The 14,224-nt window shown below is 68.9% G+C and carries 12 protein-coding genes; 9 read left to right on the top strand and 3 right to left on the bottom strand.

Going from position 1 to position 14,224, the window contains the following annotated elements; all coding sequences use genetic code 11:
- Window positions 1-42 precede the first annotated feature (42 nt).
- The 3 genes from ABD970_RS06540 to grxC all read right to left on the bottom strand — a co-directional run bounded on the left by ABD970_RS06540 (window position 43) and on the right by grxC (window position 1,910).
- The gene (locus ABD970_RS06540; RefSeq protein ID WP_345294718.1) at window positions 43-1,050 is read right to left on the bottom strand and encodes an isocitrate dehydrogenase; all 1,008 of its coding nucleotides are present in this window, start codon (window positions 1,048-1,050) and stop codon (window positions 43-45) included.
- 186 nt (window positions 1,051-1,236) lie between these two features.
- Entirely contained in the window at window positions 1,237-1,629 is a 393-nt protein-coding gene (locus ABD970_RS06535; protein WP_345294717.1) for a carboxymuconolactone decarboxylase family protein, read from the bottom strand.
- A complete protein-coding gene (grxC, locus tag ABD970_RS06530; protein WP_425563092.1) occupies window positions 1,626-1,910 on the bottom strand; it encodes a glutaredoxin 3 in 285 nt (94 codons plus the stop codon). The genes ABD970_RS06535 and grxC overlap by 4 nt, the downstream gene beginning before the upstream one ends.
- 191 nt (window positions 1,911-2,101) lie before the next feature.
- Between grxC and ABD970_RS06525 the strand changes: the two genes are divergently transcribed.
- The 9 genes from ABD970_RS06525 to mddA all read left to right on the top strand — a co-directional run bounded on the left by ABD970_RS06525 (window position 2,102) and on the right by mddA (window position 14,193).
- Entirely contained in the window at window positions 2,102-3,772 is a 1,671-nt protein-coding gene (locus ABD970_RS06525; RefSeq protein ID WP_345294715.1) for a M48 family metalloprotease, read from the top strand.
- 83 nt (window positions 3,773-3,855) lie between these two features.
- Window positions 3,856-4,545: a phosphate regulon transcriptional regulator PhoB gene (phoB, locus tag ABD970_RS06520; RefSeq protein WP_345294714.1), complete on the top strand. Its 690-nt coding sequence runs from the start codon at window positions 3,856-3,858 to the stop codon at window positions 4,543-4,545.
- A 9-nt stretch (window positions 4,546-4,554) separates the two neighbouring features.
- Window positions 4,555-5,901, top strand: coding sequence for a phosphate regulon sensor histidine kinase PhoR (gene phoR / locus ABD970_RS06515; protein WP_345294713.1), 1,347 nt, complete (start codon window positions 4,555-4,557; stop codon window positions 5,899-5,901).
- Window positions 5,902-5,980: 79 nt separating this feature from the next.
- Window positions 5,981-8,035 carry a polyphosphate kinase 1 gene (gene ppk1 / locus ABD970_RS06510; RefSeq protein ID WP_345295662.1) on the top strand — a complete coding sequence of 685 codons (2,055 nt, stop codon included), beginning with the start codon at window positions 5,981-5,983 and terminating at the stop codon, window positions 8,033-8,035.
- Window positions 8,032-9,570, top strand: a complete 1,539-nt coding sequence (gene ppx, locus ABD970_RS06505) for an exopolyphosphatase (protein ID WP_345294712.1) — start codon at window positions 8,032-8,034, stop codon at window positions 9,568-9,570. Before ppk1 ends, ppx begins: the two co-directional genes overlap by 4 nt.
- A gap of 145 nt (window positions 9,571-9,715) precedes the next feature.
- A complete protein-coding gene (locus ABD970_RS06500; RefSeq protein ID WP_345294711.1) occupies window positions 9,716-10,192 on the top strand; it encodes an LEA type 2 family protein in 477 nt (158 codons plus the stop codon).
- Window positions 10,193-10,316: 124 nt separating this feature from the next.
- Window positions 10,317-12,107, top strand: coding sequence for an acyl-CoA dehydrogenase C-terminal domain-containing protein (locus ABD970_RS06495; RefSeq protein ID WP_345294710.1), 1,791 nt, complete (start codon window positions 10,317-10,319; stop codon window positions 12,105-12,107).
- 148 nt (window positions 12,108-12,255) lie between these two features.
- On the top strand, window positions 12,256-13,323 hold the full coding sequence (locus ABD970_RS06490) for an alpha/beta fold hydrolase (RefSeq protein WP_345294709.1): 1,068 nt from the start codon (window positions 12,256-12,258) through the stop codon (window positions 13,321-13,323).
- A gap of 120 nt (window positions 13,324-13,443) precedes the next feature.
- Window positions 13,444-14,193, top strand: a complete 750-nt coding sequence (gene mddA, locus ABD970_RS06485) for a methanethiol S-methyltransferase (protein WP_345294708.1) — start codon at window positions 13,444-13,446, stop codon at window positions 14,191-14,193.
- Window positions 14,194-14,224 lie beyond the last annotated feature (31 nt).

The raw sequence follows: 14,224 nt of genomic DNA, 5'->3' as shown, positions 1-14,224 counted from the left end.
CGCCCTTTTTTGTGGCGGGAACGGCGGTGTCTCCGGCGAAGGCTACACCCGGCTCGCGATGGCGTCCGCGAAACTCCGCGTCGTGCCGGTACCGCCGAGGTCCGGCGTCAGGTTGTCCCGGGCCTCCAGCGTCGCCACGATCGCCTCGCGGAGCGCGGTGGCCTTGTCCGGCATCCCGATGTGGTCGAGCATCTGCGCCGCGCCCAGCAGCAGCGCGCAGGGATTGGCGATGCCCTTCCCGGCGATGTCGGGCGCCGAGCCGTGGACCGCCTCGAAGATCGCCACGTCGGTGCCGATATTGGCGCCGGGGGTGAGCCCGAGCCCGCCGATCAGCCCCGCGCACAGGTCGGAGATGATGTCGCCGAACAGGTTGGTCGTCACGATGATGTCGAAGCTCTCGGGCTGCATCACCAGTTTCATGCAGCAGGCGTCGACGATCATCTCGTTGCAGTCGATCTCCGGATACTGCGCCGCAACCTCCCGCGCGACCTTGAGGAACAGCCCCGAGGTCGACTTCAGGATGTTCGCCTTGTGCACGATGGTGACCTGCTTTCGCCCGGTCCGGCGCGCCAGGTCGAAGGCGTAGCGCACGATGCGCTCGGAGCCATGGCGGGTGATCTTCTGGATGAGGGTCGCCGTGGCGCCGTCCTCGGTGACGTGCTGGCCCTCCCCGCTGTAGGCGCCCTCGGTGTTCTCGCGCACCGTGATCAGGTCCACGCCGCTGGGGAACCGCGACTTGGTGTTGGGGAACGACTTGGCGGGGCGCACGTTTGCGTAGAGGTCGAAACGCTTGCGCAGCTCGACGTTGATCGACGAGAAGCCGCCGCCCACCGGTGTGGTCAGCGGGCTCTTCAGGGCGACCTTGTTGCGGCTGATCGAATCCATGGTGGCCTGCGGGATCAGCTCGCCACATTTGTCCAGGGCCACGAGGCCCGCATCCGCGTCCTCGTATTCGAGCCCCAGCTTCATGGTGTCGAGCACGTGCAGGGTGGCGGCCATGATCTCGGGGCCGATGCCATCGCCGCGGATGACCGTGATGGTTTGGGACATGTGGGGTTCCGGAAAGGGACGCGCGCGATCGCGCAACGCCGGGAAAACGGGCGTGCATTATGCCGGAGCAGCCCGCCCCGCCCAAGGCAGGCGACGCAGCCGGTCGCGGATCCCGAGTGGAGCGAGGCCAGCCGCGGACGACCGCGACGCCCAGGCGCCGACTAGGGTGCCATGGCGCCCGAAGGCTCAGCCGTCGTGGTCATGGGGCTCCGGCTCGTCCGTCGCTCCCTGTTCCAGCTGGTCCAGGAAATCCACCGCGCGTCGCAGGTGCGGGATGACGATGCTGCCACCGACCACCAGCCCGACCGAGAACGCCTCGAACATCTCGTCGCGGGCGACGCCCGCCTCGCGGCACTGCGCCACGTGGTAGCTGATGCAATCGTCGCAGCGCAGGACGAGGGAAGCGACCAGGCCCAGCAGCTCCTTCGTCTTCCGGTCCAGCGCGCCCGCCTGGTAGGTCTGCGTGTCCAGGGCGAAGAACCGCCGGACGACCTGGTTGGGCTCGGCGAGGATGCGCTCGTTCATGCGCTTGCGGAAGTCCGTGAACGCGCGCAAGCGATCCGACTCGTCGCCGCTCACGCGCCGCCCCCCGACAGCAGCGCTTCGAGCTTGCCTTCGCGGTGCATGGCCATGAGGTCGCTGTACCCCCCAACGTGGATATCGCCGATGAAGATCTGCGGCACGCTGGTGCGCCTCGCCAGGGCCATCATCCGCTCACGCGCGTCAGGGTCGGTGTCGATCCTGACCTCCTGCCACTCCAATCCCTTGCTCTTCAGGAAGTTCTTGGCCGCGACGCAGTAGCCGCAGATGGCACTCGTATAGAGGGTGATGGGCGGGCATTGCGAATCGCTCAAGGGGATCTCCGGAAACTTCAGTGGGCGGCGGGGGTCAGATTGTGGGGCCGCGGGCTGGGCTTTTCACCCCTTCCGCGCATCCTCCGACCCCAGCTTCCCGCATGGCGGGTTAACGGCGGATTCACGCCCGGACCCCACGGCAGCCTCATGCTGGCTCGCCACGCCCGCCTGGTCACCACCCCTGTAGAGTCGAACGCATGCGCCCCACCCTCCACCTGTTGCTCCCCGTCGCCGCGATCACGCTCGCCCTGGCCAGCCTGCATGCGCCGGCGCAGGACAGCCGGCTCCCGGACATCGGGTCCTCGGCCGGCGGGGTGCTGGGACCGGCGCAGCAGCGCGAGTACGGGCGAATGATGCTGGCGCAGCTGCGGCATTACGGTTACGTGCTGGAAGACCCCTTGGTCGACGGCTGGCTGCGTTCGCTCGGGAGCCGGCTGGCGTCGGCCAGCGACGATCCCGAGCAATCGTTCACGTTCTTCATGCTCAACGACCGCGAAGTCAACGCCTTCGCCACGGTGGGCGGTTACATCGGCACCAATGCCGGGCTCGTGCTGACCGCGCAAAGCGAGGACGAGGTGGCCGCGGTCCTTGCCCACGAGATCGCGCACGTGACCCAGGAGCACGTGCTGCGCAGCGTGGAGCGCGCGCAGAAGGACAGCGTGCCGATCCTGCTGGCGATGCTGGGCGCGATCGCGCTGGCTTCGCAATCGGACAGCCGATCCGGAGACAACGCCGCCATGGCCGCTGTCGCCGGGGCGCAGGGGCTGATGGTCCAGCGCCAGATCGATTACACGCGCTCCAACGAATCGGAGGCCGATCGCATCGGGATCCGGACCCTCGACCGTGGCGGTTACGACCCGGATGCGATGGCGGCGATGTTCGAGCGGATGCAGGCGCTGCTTCGCACCAACCAGGGCGGTGCCCGCGAGCGCGCGCCGGACTACCTCAAGACCCACCCGGTCACCGCCACCCGCATCAGCGAAGCCAAGCAGCGCGCGGAGAAGCTCGCCGAGGGGAAGGTGCGCGTGACCACGGCCACAACCACGCCGGAGGGCGGCCGGATCGAGAATGTGCAGCGCATCGACCGCAGCCTGCTCGGCGCGCCCGGGTCGCCATGGTCCAGCGAGAACCCGCTGTTGCCCTCTTCGCTTCGCCTGCCCGGTGACGCGCTGGCCCAGGGTGGCAGCGGCCACTTCGGCTGGGCCCGCGAGCGCCTGCGCGTGCTGAGCGCCATCACGCCGGACGCCGCGATCCGGGAGTACGAGCGCACGCGCTCCGGCAGTGGTGAATTCAGCGACGCCCAGGCCTACGGACTGGCGCTGGCGCGCTTGCTCGATGGACAGGGCGCTGCCGCGGCAGCGGAACTCAAGCCGTTGCTTGCCCGTCATCCAGGCGATGTCTGGGTGAGCCTGGCCCTGGCACAGGCCGAAGCGCGTGCCGGCCAGTTGGCGGCGGCCGATGCCCGCTTCGAGGCGTTGGTCGATCGCATGCCGGGCAATCGCGCGGTGACCCTGACCTACGCGGGCGTCCTCGGGGAGCGCAACACCGCGGAAGCAGGGCGGCGCGCGCAGGCGATCCTGCGCCCGTTGGCGGCAAGCTCGGGCGACGACCCGGTCTTCCAGCGCACGTTCGCGCGCGCCAGCGAGATCGCGGGCGACACGGCCCGCGCCGGCGAGGCTTGGGCCGAAGCGGCTTACCTGAGCGGACGACCGGAGCAGGCCCTCGTACAGCTCAATACGCTGCGCAAGCGGGACGACCTGGATTACTACGCACGCGCGCGCATCGACGCCCGCATCGCGGCAATCACGCCGACGGTCCTTGAACTGAAGCGACAGGGGATCCGCGACGAGGACCTGCACCGCCGATGACGCTGTCACGCCGCTGACACTAAACTGTCGTCTACTGGCGCGAACCACCCGGCAACGACGCCGAAACGCGTACGGCACCGCCAATGCAGAAGCGCATCCTGATCGTCGACGACGAGCCGGCCATCCGCGAGATGGTCGCCTTCGCCCTGCGCAAGGGCGACTACGAACCGGCGCATGCCGGCGACGCCCGGCAGGCGCACGAGTCGATCTCGGAAAAGGTGCCGGACCTGATCCTTCTCGACTGGATGCTGCCGGGGACCAGCGGCCTGGACCTTGCGCGCCGCCTGCGCCGCGAATCCCTGACCCGCGACGTGCCGATCATCATGCTGACTGCCCGCGGCGAGGAGGACGACCGCGTCGGCGGGCTGGAAGCGGGCGTCGACGACTACGTGGTCAAGCCGTTTTCCGCGCGCGAGCTGCTCGCCCGCATCCGCGCCGTCATGCGCCGGTCGCGCGACGACGACGAGGACGGCAGCGTCAGCATCGGCGCGCTGCGGATCGACGGAGCGGCGCACCGGGTCTTCGCCGGCGACGACCCGGTGCAGATCGGTCCCACCGAATACCGGCTGCTGCATTTCTTCATGACCCATCCGGAACGGGTGTACTCGCGATCGCAGCTGCTCGACCACGTGTGGGGCGGCAACGTCTACGTCGAGGAGCGCACGGTCGACGTGCACATCCGCCGCTTGCGCAAGACGCTGGAACCGGCGGGACTGGAGGGCATGGTGCAGACCGTGCGTGGCGCGGGCTACCGCTTCTCGGCCTCGCTCTAGACTGGCGGCATGCCGCCATCCGATCACTCCCCTTGGACCCACACCCTCGGCCGCCTGGCCTTGGCGCTGTCGGTTGCGCTCCTGTTCGGCATCCTCATCGGCCAGGCGTGGCCCGCGCTGGCCGTGGCGGCACTCGGTTTGCTGGCCTGGCATCACTGGAGACTCCACGGCGTGCTGCGGCGCCTGGCCGCCGGGAAGCGGTTGCCACCGCCGCGCGGCCAGGGTGCCTGGAACCAACTTGACCGCCAGCTGCATCGCAGCCAGGACGATACCCGCACCCGACAGCGGCGACTGGTCGAAATGCTGCGTGCCTACCGCGCCGCCGCGGCGGCGTTGCCGGACGCGGTCCTGGTGGTCGAGCGCAACGGGCAGCGCATCCAATGGTTCAACGAAGCGGCGACGCCATTGCTTGGCCTGCAATATCCCGCCGACAGTGGCGCCCCGCTGGGCGACCGCCTGCGGCCCTTGCCGATCTCGCGCTGGCTCGCCAGCGGCCGCCATGCCGAACCCTTGCTCGACGTGCCCTCGCCGGTCGACCCCGACCTCCGGCTGAGCCTGCGCCTGATCCCGTATTCGGAGAACCTGTGGCTGCTGGTGGTGCGCGACATCAGCAAGCTCATGCGACTGGAGCAGATGCGCCGCGACTTCGTCGCCAACGTCTCGCATGAACTCCGCACGCCGCTGACCGTCATCCACGGCTACCTGGAGATGCTGGATCCGGAGGAGCAGCCGGCGTGGGCCCCGATGCTCGCCGAGATGCAGCTGCAATCCCAGCGGATGACGCAGCTGGTCGAGGACCTGCTGACCTTGTCGCGGCTCGAGGCGCAGGAAGCCGTCTCCGCCGAAGCGGTGTCGATGGCCCCGATGCTCGCGACCCTGAAGCGCGAGGCCGAGGCCCTGAGCCAGCGCCGGCACGCCATCTCGATCGACGACGACGCCAGCGTCGACCTGCTCGGATCCCCTCGCGAACTGCACAGCGCCTTTTCCAACCTGGTCGCCAACGCCGTGCGCTACACGCCCACGGGCGGCCGCATCACCGTGCGCTTCGACGGCGATGCCAGGGGTGCCACTTTGTCGGTGCACGACACCGGCTACGGCATTCCGGCGGCGCACCTGCCCCGCATCACCGAGCGCTTCTACCGCGTATCCACCAGCCGCTCGCGCGAGTCCGGCGGGACCGGCCTGGGCCTGGCGATCGTCAAGCACGTGCTGCAGCTGCACAACGCACGGCTGTCGATCGAAAGCGAGATCGGCCAGGGCAGCACGTTCTCGTGCTCGTTTGGCGCCGATCGCGTCATTGCGCGCGAGACGGGCCACAATGGTGGCAACAAGGGAGACCCCGTTGGCCAGTCCTGACACCCCGCCCCGCAAGAAGCGCAAGCCGGCCGCAGCCGTCGCGACCGGCGATGCGACGCACCCATGCGGCGACGGCGCGATGGATCCCCTGTGCGATCCGGCGCTGTATCTCAACCGCGAGCTGTCGCAGCTCGACTTCAACTTCAGGGTGCTCGCGCAGGCGCAGGACGAGGCGGTCCCGGTGCTCGAGCGGCTGCGCTACCTCTGCATCTCCTGCACCAACCTCGATGAATTCTTCGAGATCCGCGCCGCCACCGTGCGCCATGCGCAGGACTTCGACATGCCCCTGCCATCCGACGGGTTGTCGCCGGCCACCGTGCTCAAGCGCATCCACGAACGCACCGCCGAACTGGTCGAGGCGCAGTACCGCTGCTGGAACGAGGTCCTCAAGCCGGCGTTGTCGGAGGCCGGCGTCAAGGTGATCCCGCGCGAGCAGTGGACGGCGAAGCAGACACGCTGGCTGCGCAGCCACTTCCGCGACGAGATCCTGCCCGTGCTCTCTCCGCTGGGGCTCGACCCCGCGCACCCCTTCCCCAAGATCCTCAACAAGTCGCTCAACATCATCGTCGTGCTGAAGGGCAAGGACGCCTTCGGCCGCAGCGGGCACCTGGCGGTCGTGCGTGCGCCGCGCTCCTTGCCCCGGATCATCCAGATCCCGGAACGGGTCTCGGGCGGCGAGTACGACTTCGTCTTCCTCTCGGCGGTGCTCTCGGCCTTCGTCGACGAGCTGTTCCCGGGCATGCAGGTCAAGGGCGCCTACCAGTTCCGCGTGACCCGCAACTCCGAGTTGATCGTCGACGAAGAGGAGGTGGAGAACCTCGCCCTCGCCTTGCGCGACGAGCTGGTCGGCCGGGGCTACCTTCGCGCCATGCGGCTGGAAATCGCGGCGCAGTGCCCCAAGGCGATCGTGCGGACCCTGCTGCGCAACTTCGAGCTGCCCGAGAACGCCGTCTACCGGATCAATGGCCCGGTCAACCTCAACCGCGTCATCCAGGTCTACGACCTGGTGCAGCGGCCGGACCTGAAGTTCCCGCCGTTCCAGCCGCGGCAGCTCCGCAATGGCGACGACATGTTCGCGCGCATCGCCGACGGCGACGTCCTGCTGCACCACCCCTTCGATGCCTTCACCCCGGTGCTCGAGCTGATCAAGCAGGCGTCCGAGGACCCCAACGTGCTGGCGATCAAGCAGACGCTGTATCGCACGGGGCGCGACTCGGCCATCGTCGAGCACCTGGTGCAGGCGGCGCGCAACGGCAAGGACGTGACGGTGGTGGTCGAATTGCGCGCACGCTTCGACGAGGAAGCCAACCTCGGCCTCGCCGACCGCCTGCAGGACGCCGGCGTGCAGGTCGTCTACGGGGTGGTCGGCTTCAAGACCCACGCCAAGATGCTGCTGATCGTGCGTCGCGAGGGGCGGAAGTTGCGCCGCTACACCCACCTGGGCACCGGCAATTACCACTCCGGCACCGCCCGCGCCTACACCGACATCGGCTTGATGACCGCGGACCCGGAAATCGGCAACGACGTGCACCAGGTGTTCCAGCAACTCTCGGGCCTGGCGCCCGCCATCCGGCTCAAGCGCCTGCTCCAGTCGCCATTCACCCTGCATGCCGGCGTGCTGCAACGCATCGAGCGCGAGACCCGGCTGGCCCGGGCCGGCCGGCCAGGGCGCATCGTCGCCAAGATGAACGCGATCAACGAGCCGCAGGTCATCCGCGCGCTGTACGCGGCGTCGCAGGCGGGGGTCCAGGTCGACCTCATCGTCCGCGGCGCGTGCACCCTGCGCCCCGGGGTTCCGGGCGTGTCGGAGAACATCCGCGTGGTCTCGATCGTCGGACGCTTCCTGGAACACAGCCGCGTCTACTGGTTCGGCAACGACGGCAAGCCCGAGCTGTTCTGCACCAGTGCCGACTGGCTGGAGCGCAACCTGCTGCGGCGGGTGGAAACCTGCTTCCCGGTGCTCGATCCCGCACTCGCGGCACGCGCGCGCGACGAGGCGCTGGAAAACTACCTCGCCGACAATCTCAATGCCTGGGAACTGCAAGCGGACGGCAGCTACTGCAAGCTGGTGCCGGGCGACGGCGCCACGCCCCATTCCGCGCAGGCCGCGCTGCTCGACAGGATCTGCGGATGAACGTCGCCGTCGCCGGCAGCCAGTCGCTCTCCGCCCCGCTGCGCGACGGCGACCTCCTCGCCGCCATCGACCTGGGCTCCAACAGCTTCCACATGGTGGTCGCCCGCTACATGCTGGGCCAGCTGCGCATCGTCGACCGGCTGCGCGAAATGGTGCGGTTGGCCGAGGGCCTGGACGACAAGGGCGGGCTGGATCCCGTCGTCCGCCAGCGCGCGCTCGAATGCCTCGCCCGGTTCGGCCAGCGTATCCGTGACATCCCGCCGCACCGCGTCCGCGCCATCGCCACCAATACCGTCCGCAGGCTCGCCGCGCCGCAGGCGTTCCTGGAGCCGGCCGAAGCCGCGCTCGGGCATGGCATCGAGGTCGTGTCGGGCCGCGAGGAAGCGCGCCTGGTCTACCTGGGCGTCGCCCACGCGCAGCCGCCCAAGCCGGACCAGTTGCGCCTGGTGATCGACATCGGCGGCGGCTCGACCGAATGCATCATCGGCAGCGGGTTCGAGGCGATCGAACGCGAAAGCCTGCAGGTCGGGTGCGTCGCCAGCACCCGTCGCTTCTTCGGCAACGGCAGGCTGTCGGCGAAGAAATGGAAGGCGGCGCTGACCGAAGTCACCGCCGAGTTCCAGCAGTTCACCGGGCCCTTCCGGGCCCTGGGATGGGACGAGGCGCTGGGTGCCTCCGGGACCGCCAAGGCGATCGGTGCCATTTGCGCCGGCATGTCGCTGACCAAGGGTGCGGTCACGGCGGAGGCATTGCCGCAGGTGCGGGAGCGCCTGCTGCAGGCGACGCGCATCCGGGACATCGACTTGCCCGGCCTGTCCGAGGAGCGCAAGCCGGTCATCGCCGGCGGCCTGCTCGTGCTCGAAGCGGCCTTCGCCGCCCTCGGGCTCCAGCGCATGGCCGTGAGCAAGGCGGCCTTGCGGGAGGGGGTGCTCTACGACATGGTCGGGCGCGCCAGCGAGGACGACCCGCGCGCCTCCTCGGTCGCGGCCCTGATGCAGCGCTACGCGATCGACGGCGACCAGGCCGCGCGCGTCGAGCGCACGGCCCTGCGGCTGTTCGACCAGGTCGCGGATGCATGGAAGCTATCGCTGGACGACCGACTGATGCTGACGTGGGCGGCACGGATCCACGAGCTCGGCCTCACCATCGCGCACAGCCAATACCACGTGCATGGCGCCTACATCTTGGAGAACTCCGACATCGCCGGCTTCTCGCGGCAGGAACAACAATTCCTGGCCGCCCTGGTCCGCACCCATCGCCGCAGGATCCCGAAGTCCGCCTTCAACGCGTTGCCCGACCGCCTGGTCGACCCTGCCGTGCGGACCGCCACCCTGTTGCGCATCGCCGTGCTATTGCACCGGGCGCACGAGGCGCAGGACATCCCCGAACTCAAGGCCACGGCCTCGGACGGCAGGCTCGCCATCAAGCTGCCAAGGCCATGGCTTGAGAGCCGCCCCCTGCTCCGCGCCGACCTGGAAGGCGAGCCGCAGGACCTGCAGGCGGTCGGCATCGAACTGGACATCCGGCCGCGCTGACGCCGCCGCGCATCGTTCACGGCGGGGATCGGCCCGATGCACACCGCGCTGACGCAGCTAGCGCGGCCGCAGTCGAGCGCGGCCGCGCGGGAGCAGGCGCGGGTGGCCGTAGTATTCTCGACCCCTAACGACCTGGAGCCGGGGCATGACCCACCTGCGAGCATTGTCGATTCTCCTGGCTTGCGCCCTGCTGGCCGGTTGCGCGAGCGGCCCGCCGCGCCGCGTTTCCGAGCCGGCGGCCAGCATCCAGCAGCTCACCGTGCGCGCCGACGGCGGTTGGACCGTCGACTTGCGCCTCCAGAACTACAGCAGCCTGCCGATGCGCTTCGAGCAAGTGACGCTCGAAGTCTCGGTGGCCGGAGAGGCCGCCGGGACCCTGCAGGCGCAACCCGGGCTGACCATCGGTCCGGAATCGGCGGACGTGGTGAGCGTTCCGCTCACGCCCTCGGCGGGCGCGCGCATGCGCATGGCGGACGCGCTGGCCTCGGGGCGTGGCATCGCCTACCGGCTCGAGGGCAGCCTCGATGCGGCACCGGAAGACCGCGCCCGGTCGCGCACCTATACGATCGAGCGGAACAGCCAGCTCAGCCCCGTGCCCGGCCTTGCCGGGGTGCTGCGCTGAGCCGGGCACACCGGCAAGCGCCGATCGAACGCGCCGCCCACGCAAGTATGTTCGAACGAAAGGCCTGGGGCGCGCGCCCCGGGAATAGCGGCGGCAACCACCCGGCATTCCCAGGCGAGGATCCATGACCACGTACCACGCGCCGCTCAACGACATCCGCTTCGCGCTCTACGACGTGCTGCGCGCCGACGAAATGTTCTCCAGGCTTGGCTACGAGCACGCCACCCGCGACGTGCTCGACGCGGTGCTCGACGAGGCCGCGCGCTTTACCGAGGTTGTGCTGGCGCCGCTCAACGCCGTGGGCGACCGGCATGGTTGCCGCTACGACAAGGACAGCGGCGACGTGACCACCCCACCGGGGTTCAAGGCAGCGTTCGATCGCTTTGTCGAGGGCGGGTGGACCGGGCTGACGGCATCGCCGGACTTGGGCGGGCAGGGCTTGCCGCACACGATGGGCGTGCCGCTCAATGAAATGGTCAACGCCGCCAACCTGGCCTGGGGCAACTTCCCGCTGCTCTCGCACAGCGCGATCGATGCGCTGACCCAGCATGGCGAACCCTGGCAGCACGACGCCTTCCTCAAGCCGCTGGTCGAGGGGCGGTGGACGGGGACCATGTGCCTCACCGAACCCCATTGCGGCACCGACCTGGGCCTGTTGCGCACCCGCGCCGAGCCCGCGGACGACGGCAGCTACGCCATCACCGGTACCAAGATCTTCATCACCGCCGGCGAGCACGACCTGGTCGAGAACATCGTCCACCTGGTGCTCGCCAAGCTCCCGGATGCGCCACCCGGGCCCAAGGGCATCTCGTTGTTCGTGGTCCCGAAGTTCAAGGTCGACCGCGACGGCAACCTCGGCGGACGCAACGCGCTGCGTTGCGGCGCCATCGAGCACAAGATGGGGATCAAGGGTTCGGCGACCTGCGTGATGAATTTCGACGGCGCGCAGGGCTACCTGGTCGGCCAGCCGCACCGCGGGCTGCAGGCGATGTTCACCATGATGAACACCGCGAGGCTGGGCGTCGGACTGCAGGGGCTCGGCCTCTCGGACCGCGCCTACCAGAATGCGCTGCGCTACGCGCGAGAACGGCTGCAATCGCGCGCGCTGTCGGGAGCGAAGTTCCCCGACAAACCCGCCGACCCGCTCATCGTGCATCCGGACGTGCGGCGCATGCTGCTGACCATCAAGTCGCTCACCGAAGGCAGCCGCTTGCTCGCGCTGCACGCGGCGACGCTGGTCGACGTCGCCGAGCACGCCGCGGATCCCGGCGAGCGCGAGCGCGCCGACGTGCTCGTGAGTTTCCTGACGCCGATCGCCAAGGCCTGCCAGACCGAATGGGGCGTCGAGAACACCTACCACGCGCTGCAGTGCTTCGGTGGCCACGGCTACATCGCCGAACACGGCATGGAGCAGCTGGCGCGCGACGCCCGCATCACGACCCTGTACGAAGGCACCACCGGCATCCAGGCGCTGGACCTGATCGGGCGCAAGACCGCGGCGACGCAGGGCGCCGGACTGAAGCTCTTCCTCGCCGAGGTCGAAGCCTTCTGCGACGAGTACGAACACCGCGCCGGGATTGCGGAATTCGTCGCACCGTTGCGCGACAAGGCCACGGAATGGGCAGCCCTGACCCGCTCGATACTGACCCGTGCGACGGATGTTCCGGAGGAGCTGGGCGCCGCGAGCTACGACTACCTCTTCTATTCGGGCTACGTCGCGCTGGCGTACTGGTGGGCGCGAAGCGTCGCGGCTGCCGAGGCATCGGACCGGCCGGAGGCATTCAAGGACGCCAAGCGCGAAACGGCCCGCTTCTACTACGCCCGCATCCTGCCCCGCACCCGGATGCATGCCGCCGCAATGGAAAGCGGCGCGTCGTCGTTGATGGCGTTGCCTGCGGAAGCATTCGACGCCTGAGCCCAAGACGCGCCCGCCAGACGAGCCCGGCGACCTGGACGCGTATCAGGCAGCGGTTCGATCCGGCTGCCTGGACATGGGACATCGCCTTGGGCATGCGGCAAGCGCGACGCGCTATGCTCGCCCGACTGCACCGTGCCGGCAGCCCATGAAACAGAGCGTCCGATACATCCGCACGTCCGACGACATCAGCCTGGCCTGGGCGGAAGTCGGGCGCGGAATGCCGCTGGTCAAGGCGGCCAACTGGCTGACGCACCTGGAGTACGACTGGGAAAGCCCGGTCTGGCGGCACTGGACGCGATTCTTCGCCACCCATTACCGCTACGTCCGCCACGACGAACGCGGCTGCGGCATGACGGACTGGAACGCGGGAGACCTCTCGCTTTCGCGCTGGGTCCGGGACCTGGAACAGGTCGTCGAGGCGGCGGGCATCGATGAACCCTTCGCCCTGCTCGGCATCAGCCAGGGCGCGGCGATCGCCATCGCCTACGCCGTCCGCCACCCGGGGCGTGTCTCGCACCTGATCCTGTACGGCGGGTACGCTACCGGCATCCACAAGAGCGGCGACGCCGGGGCCATCCGCACCTTCCACGCCATCACCGAGCTGATGCGCAGCGGATGGGACAAGGACAACCCGGTGTTCCGGCAGCTGTTCACCTCCCGATTCATCCCGGGGGGCAGCGCCGAGCAGCTCGAGTGGTTCAACGACCTGTGCCGGCGCACGACGTCGGCCGAGATCGGGGCGCGGCTGATGGAGGCGCGCGGCAACGTGGATGTCGGCGACCTCCTGTCGAAGGTGCGGACGCCCACCCTCGTGATGCAAGCCAGCAACGATCAGGTCAACCACCCGGCCATGGGCCGGCGGCTTGCCCGCGAGATCCCGGACGCGCAATTCGTCCTGCTGGAGTCAGCCAACCACGTGCTGCTGGAGAACGAGTCGGCCTGGTTGCATTTCCGCGAGGCCATCCTCGAGTTCACGGGGCAGCATGCAGCCAGCGACGGTATCGCGGCGTCCGACCAGCCGAAACTGACTCCCCGCGAGAACGCGGTGCTGGCGCTGCTGTGCGAGGGCCACAGCAACGCGCAGATCGCATGGCAACTCGACATCGCCGAGAAGACGGCACGCAACCACGTCTCCCATCTCTACGAGAAGCTCGGCGTGCACAGTCGCGCCGAGGCCATCGTCTACGCCCACCGGCGGGGCCTGCACGGCTGACCGGGACATTCGTCCCGGTTCGCCGCCGTGCGATGCCCGATGCGGGACAAGCTTCCCGTATGAATGGAGCGGAGATGCGCCGAGAATCGAGCGTGTCGAACCCCTTGGGAGTCAACCGCCATGATCCGCTGGGTTGCACTGGCCTACGGCCTCCTTTGCTACGCCGTGTTCCTGCTCACCTTCCTGTACGCGATCGGCTTCGTCGGCGGATTCGTGGTACCCAAGCACATCGACAGCGGCATCCCGGGCGATGCGATGCCGGCGCTGGTGGTCGACATCGCGCTGTTGTCGCTGTTCGCGGTCCAGCACAGCCTGATGGCGCGCCCCGCATTCAAGCGCTGGTGGACGCGGTTCGTGCCCGTGCAGATCGAGCGCAGCACGTACGTCCTGTTCTCGAGCCTGGTGCTGGTCGTCCTGTTCGCGTGGTGGCGGCCCCTGCCGGCGATGGCCTGGCACGTCGATGCGGAACCCGTGCGGTGGCTGCTGCATGGCTTGCAAGCCGCCGGCTGGCTGATCGTGCTGACGAGCACCTTCCTGATCAGCCATTTCGACCTGTTCGGCCTGCGCCAGGTCTGGCTCCATGCCAGGCGCCAGCCGGAACCCGACATGCCCTTCGTGACCCGGGCCTACTACCGTTTCGTGAGGCATCCGTTGATGCTCGGATTCCTGGTCGCCTTCTGGGCGACGCCGGAAATGAGCCAGGGCCACCTGTTGTTCGCGCTGATGACCACCGGCTACATCCTCGTGGCAGTGAAGTTCCTCGAGGAGCGCGACCTGGTCGCGGCGCTTGGCGAACGCTACCGCGACTACCAACGCAGGGTCCCGATGCTGTTGCCGATCCCCGGGCGCAGGGCGGGCGCCGCTGAATAGCGTCTTCGTTGCGGTCGAAGCCCGCTCGAGC

The organism is Luteimonas vadosa (assembly GCF_039543545.1).
Lineage (GTDB): Bacteria > Pseudomonadota > Gammaproteobacteria > Xanthomonadales > Xanthomonadaceae > Luteimonas > Luteimonas vadosa.
This window is presented reverse-complemented; position numbering and strand designations above follow the sequence as displayed.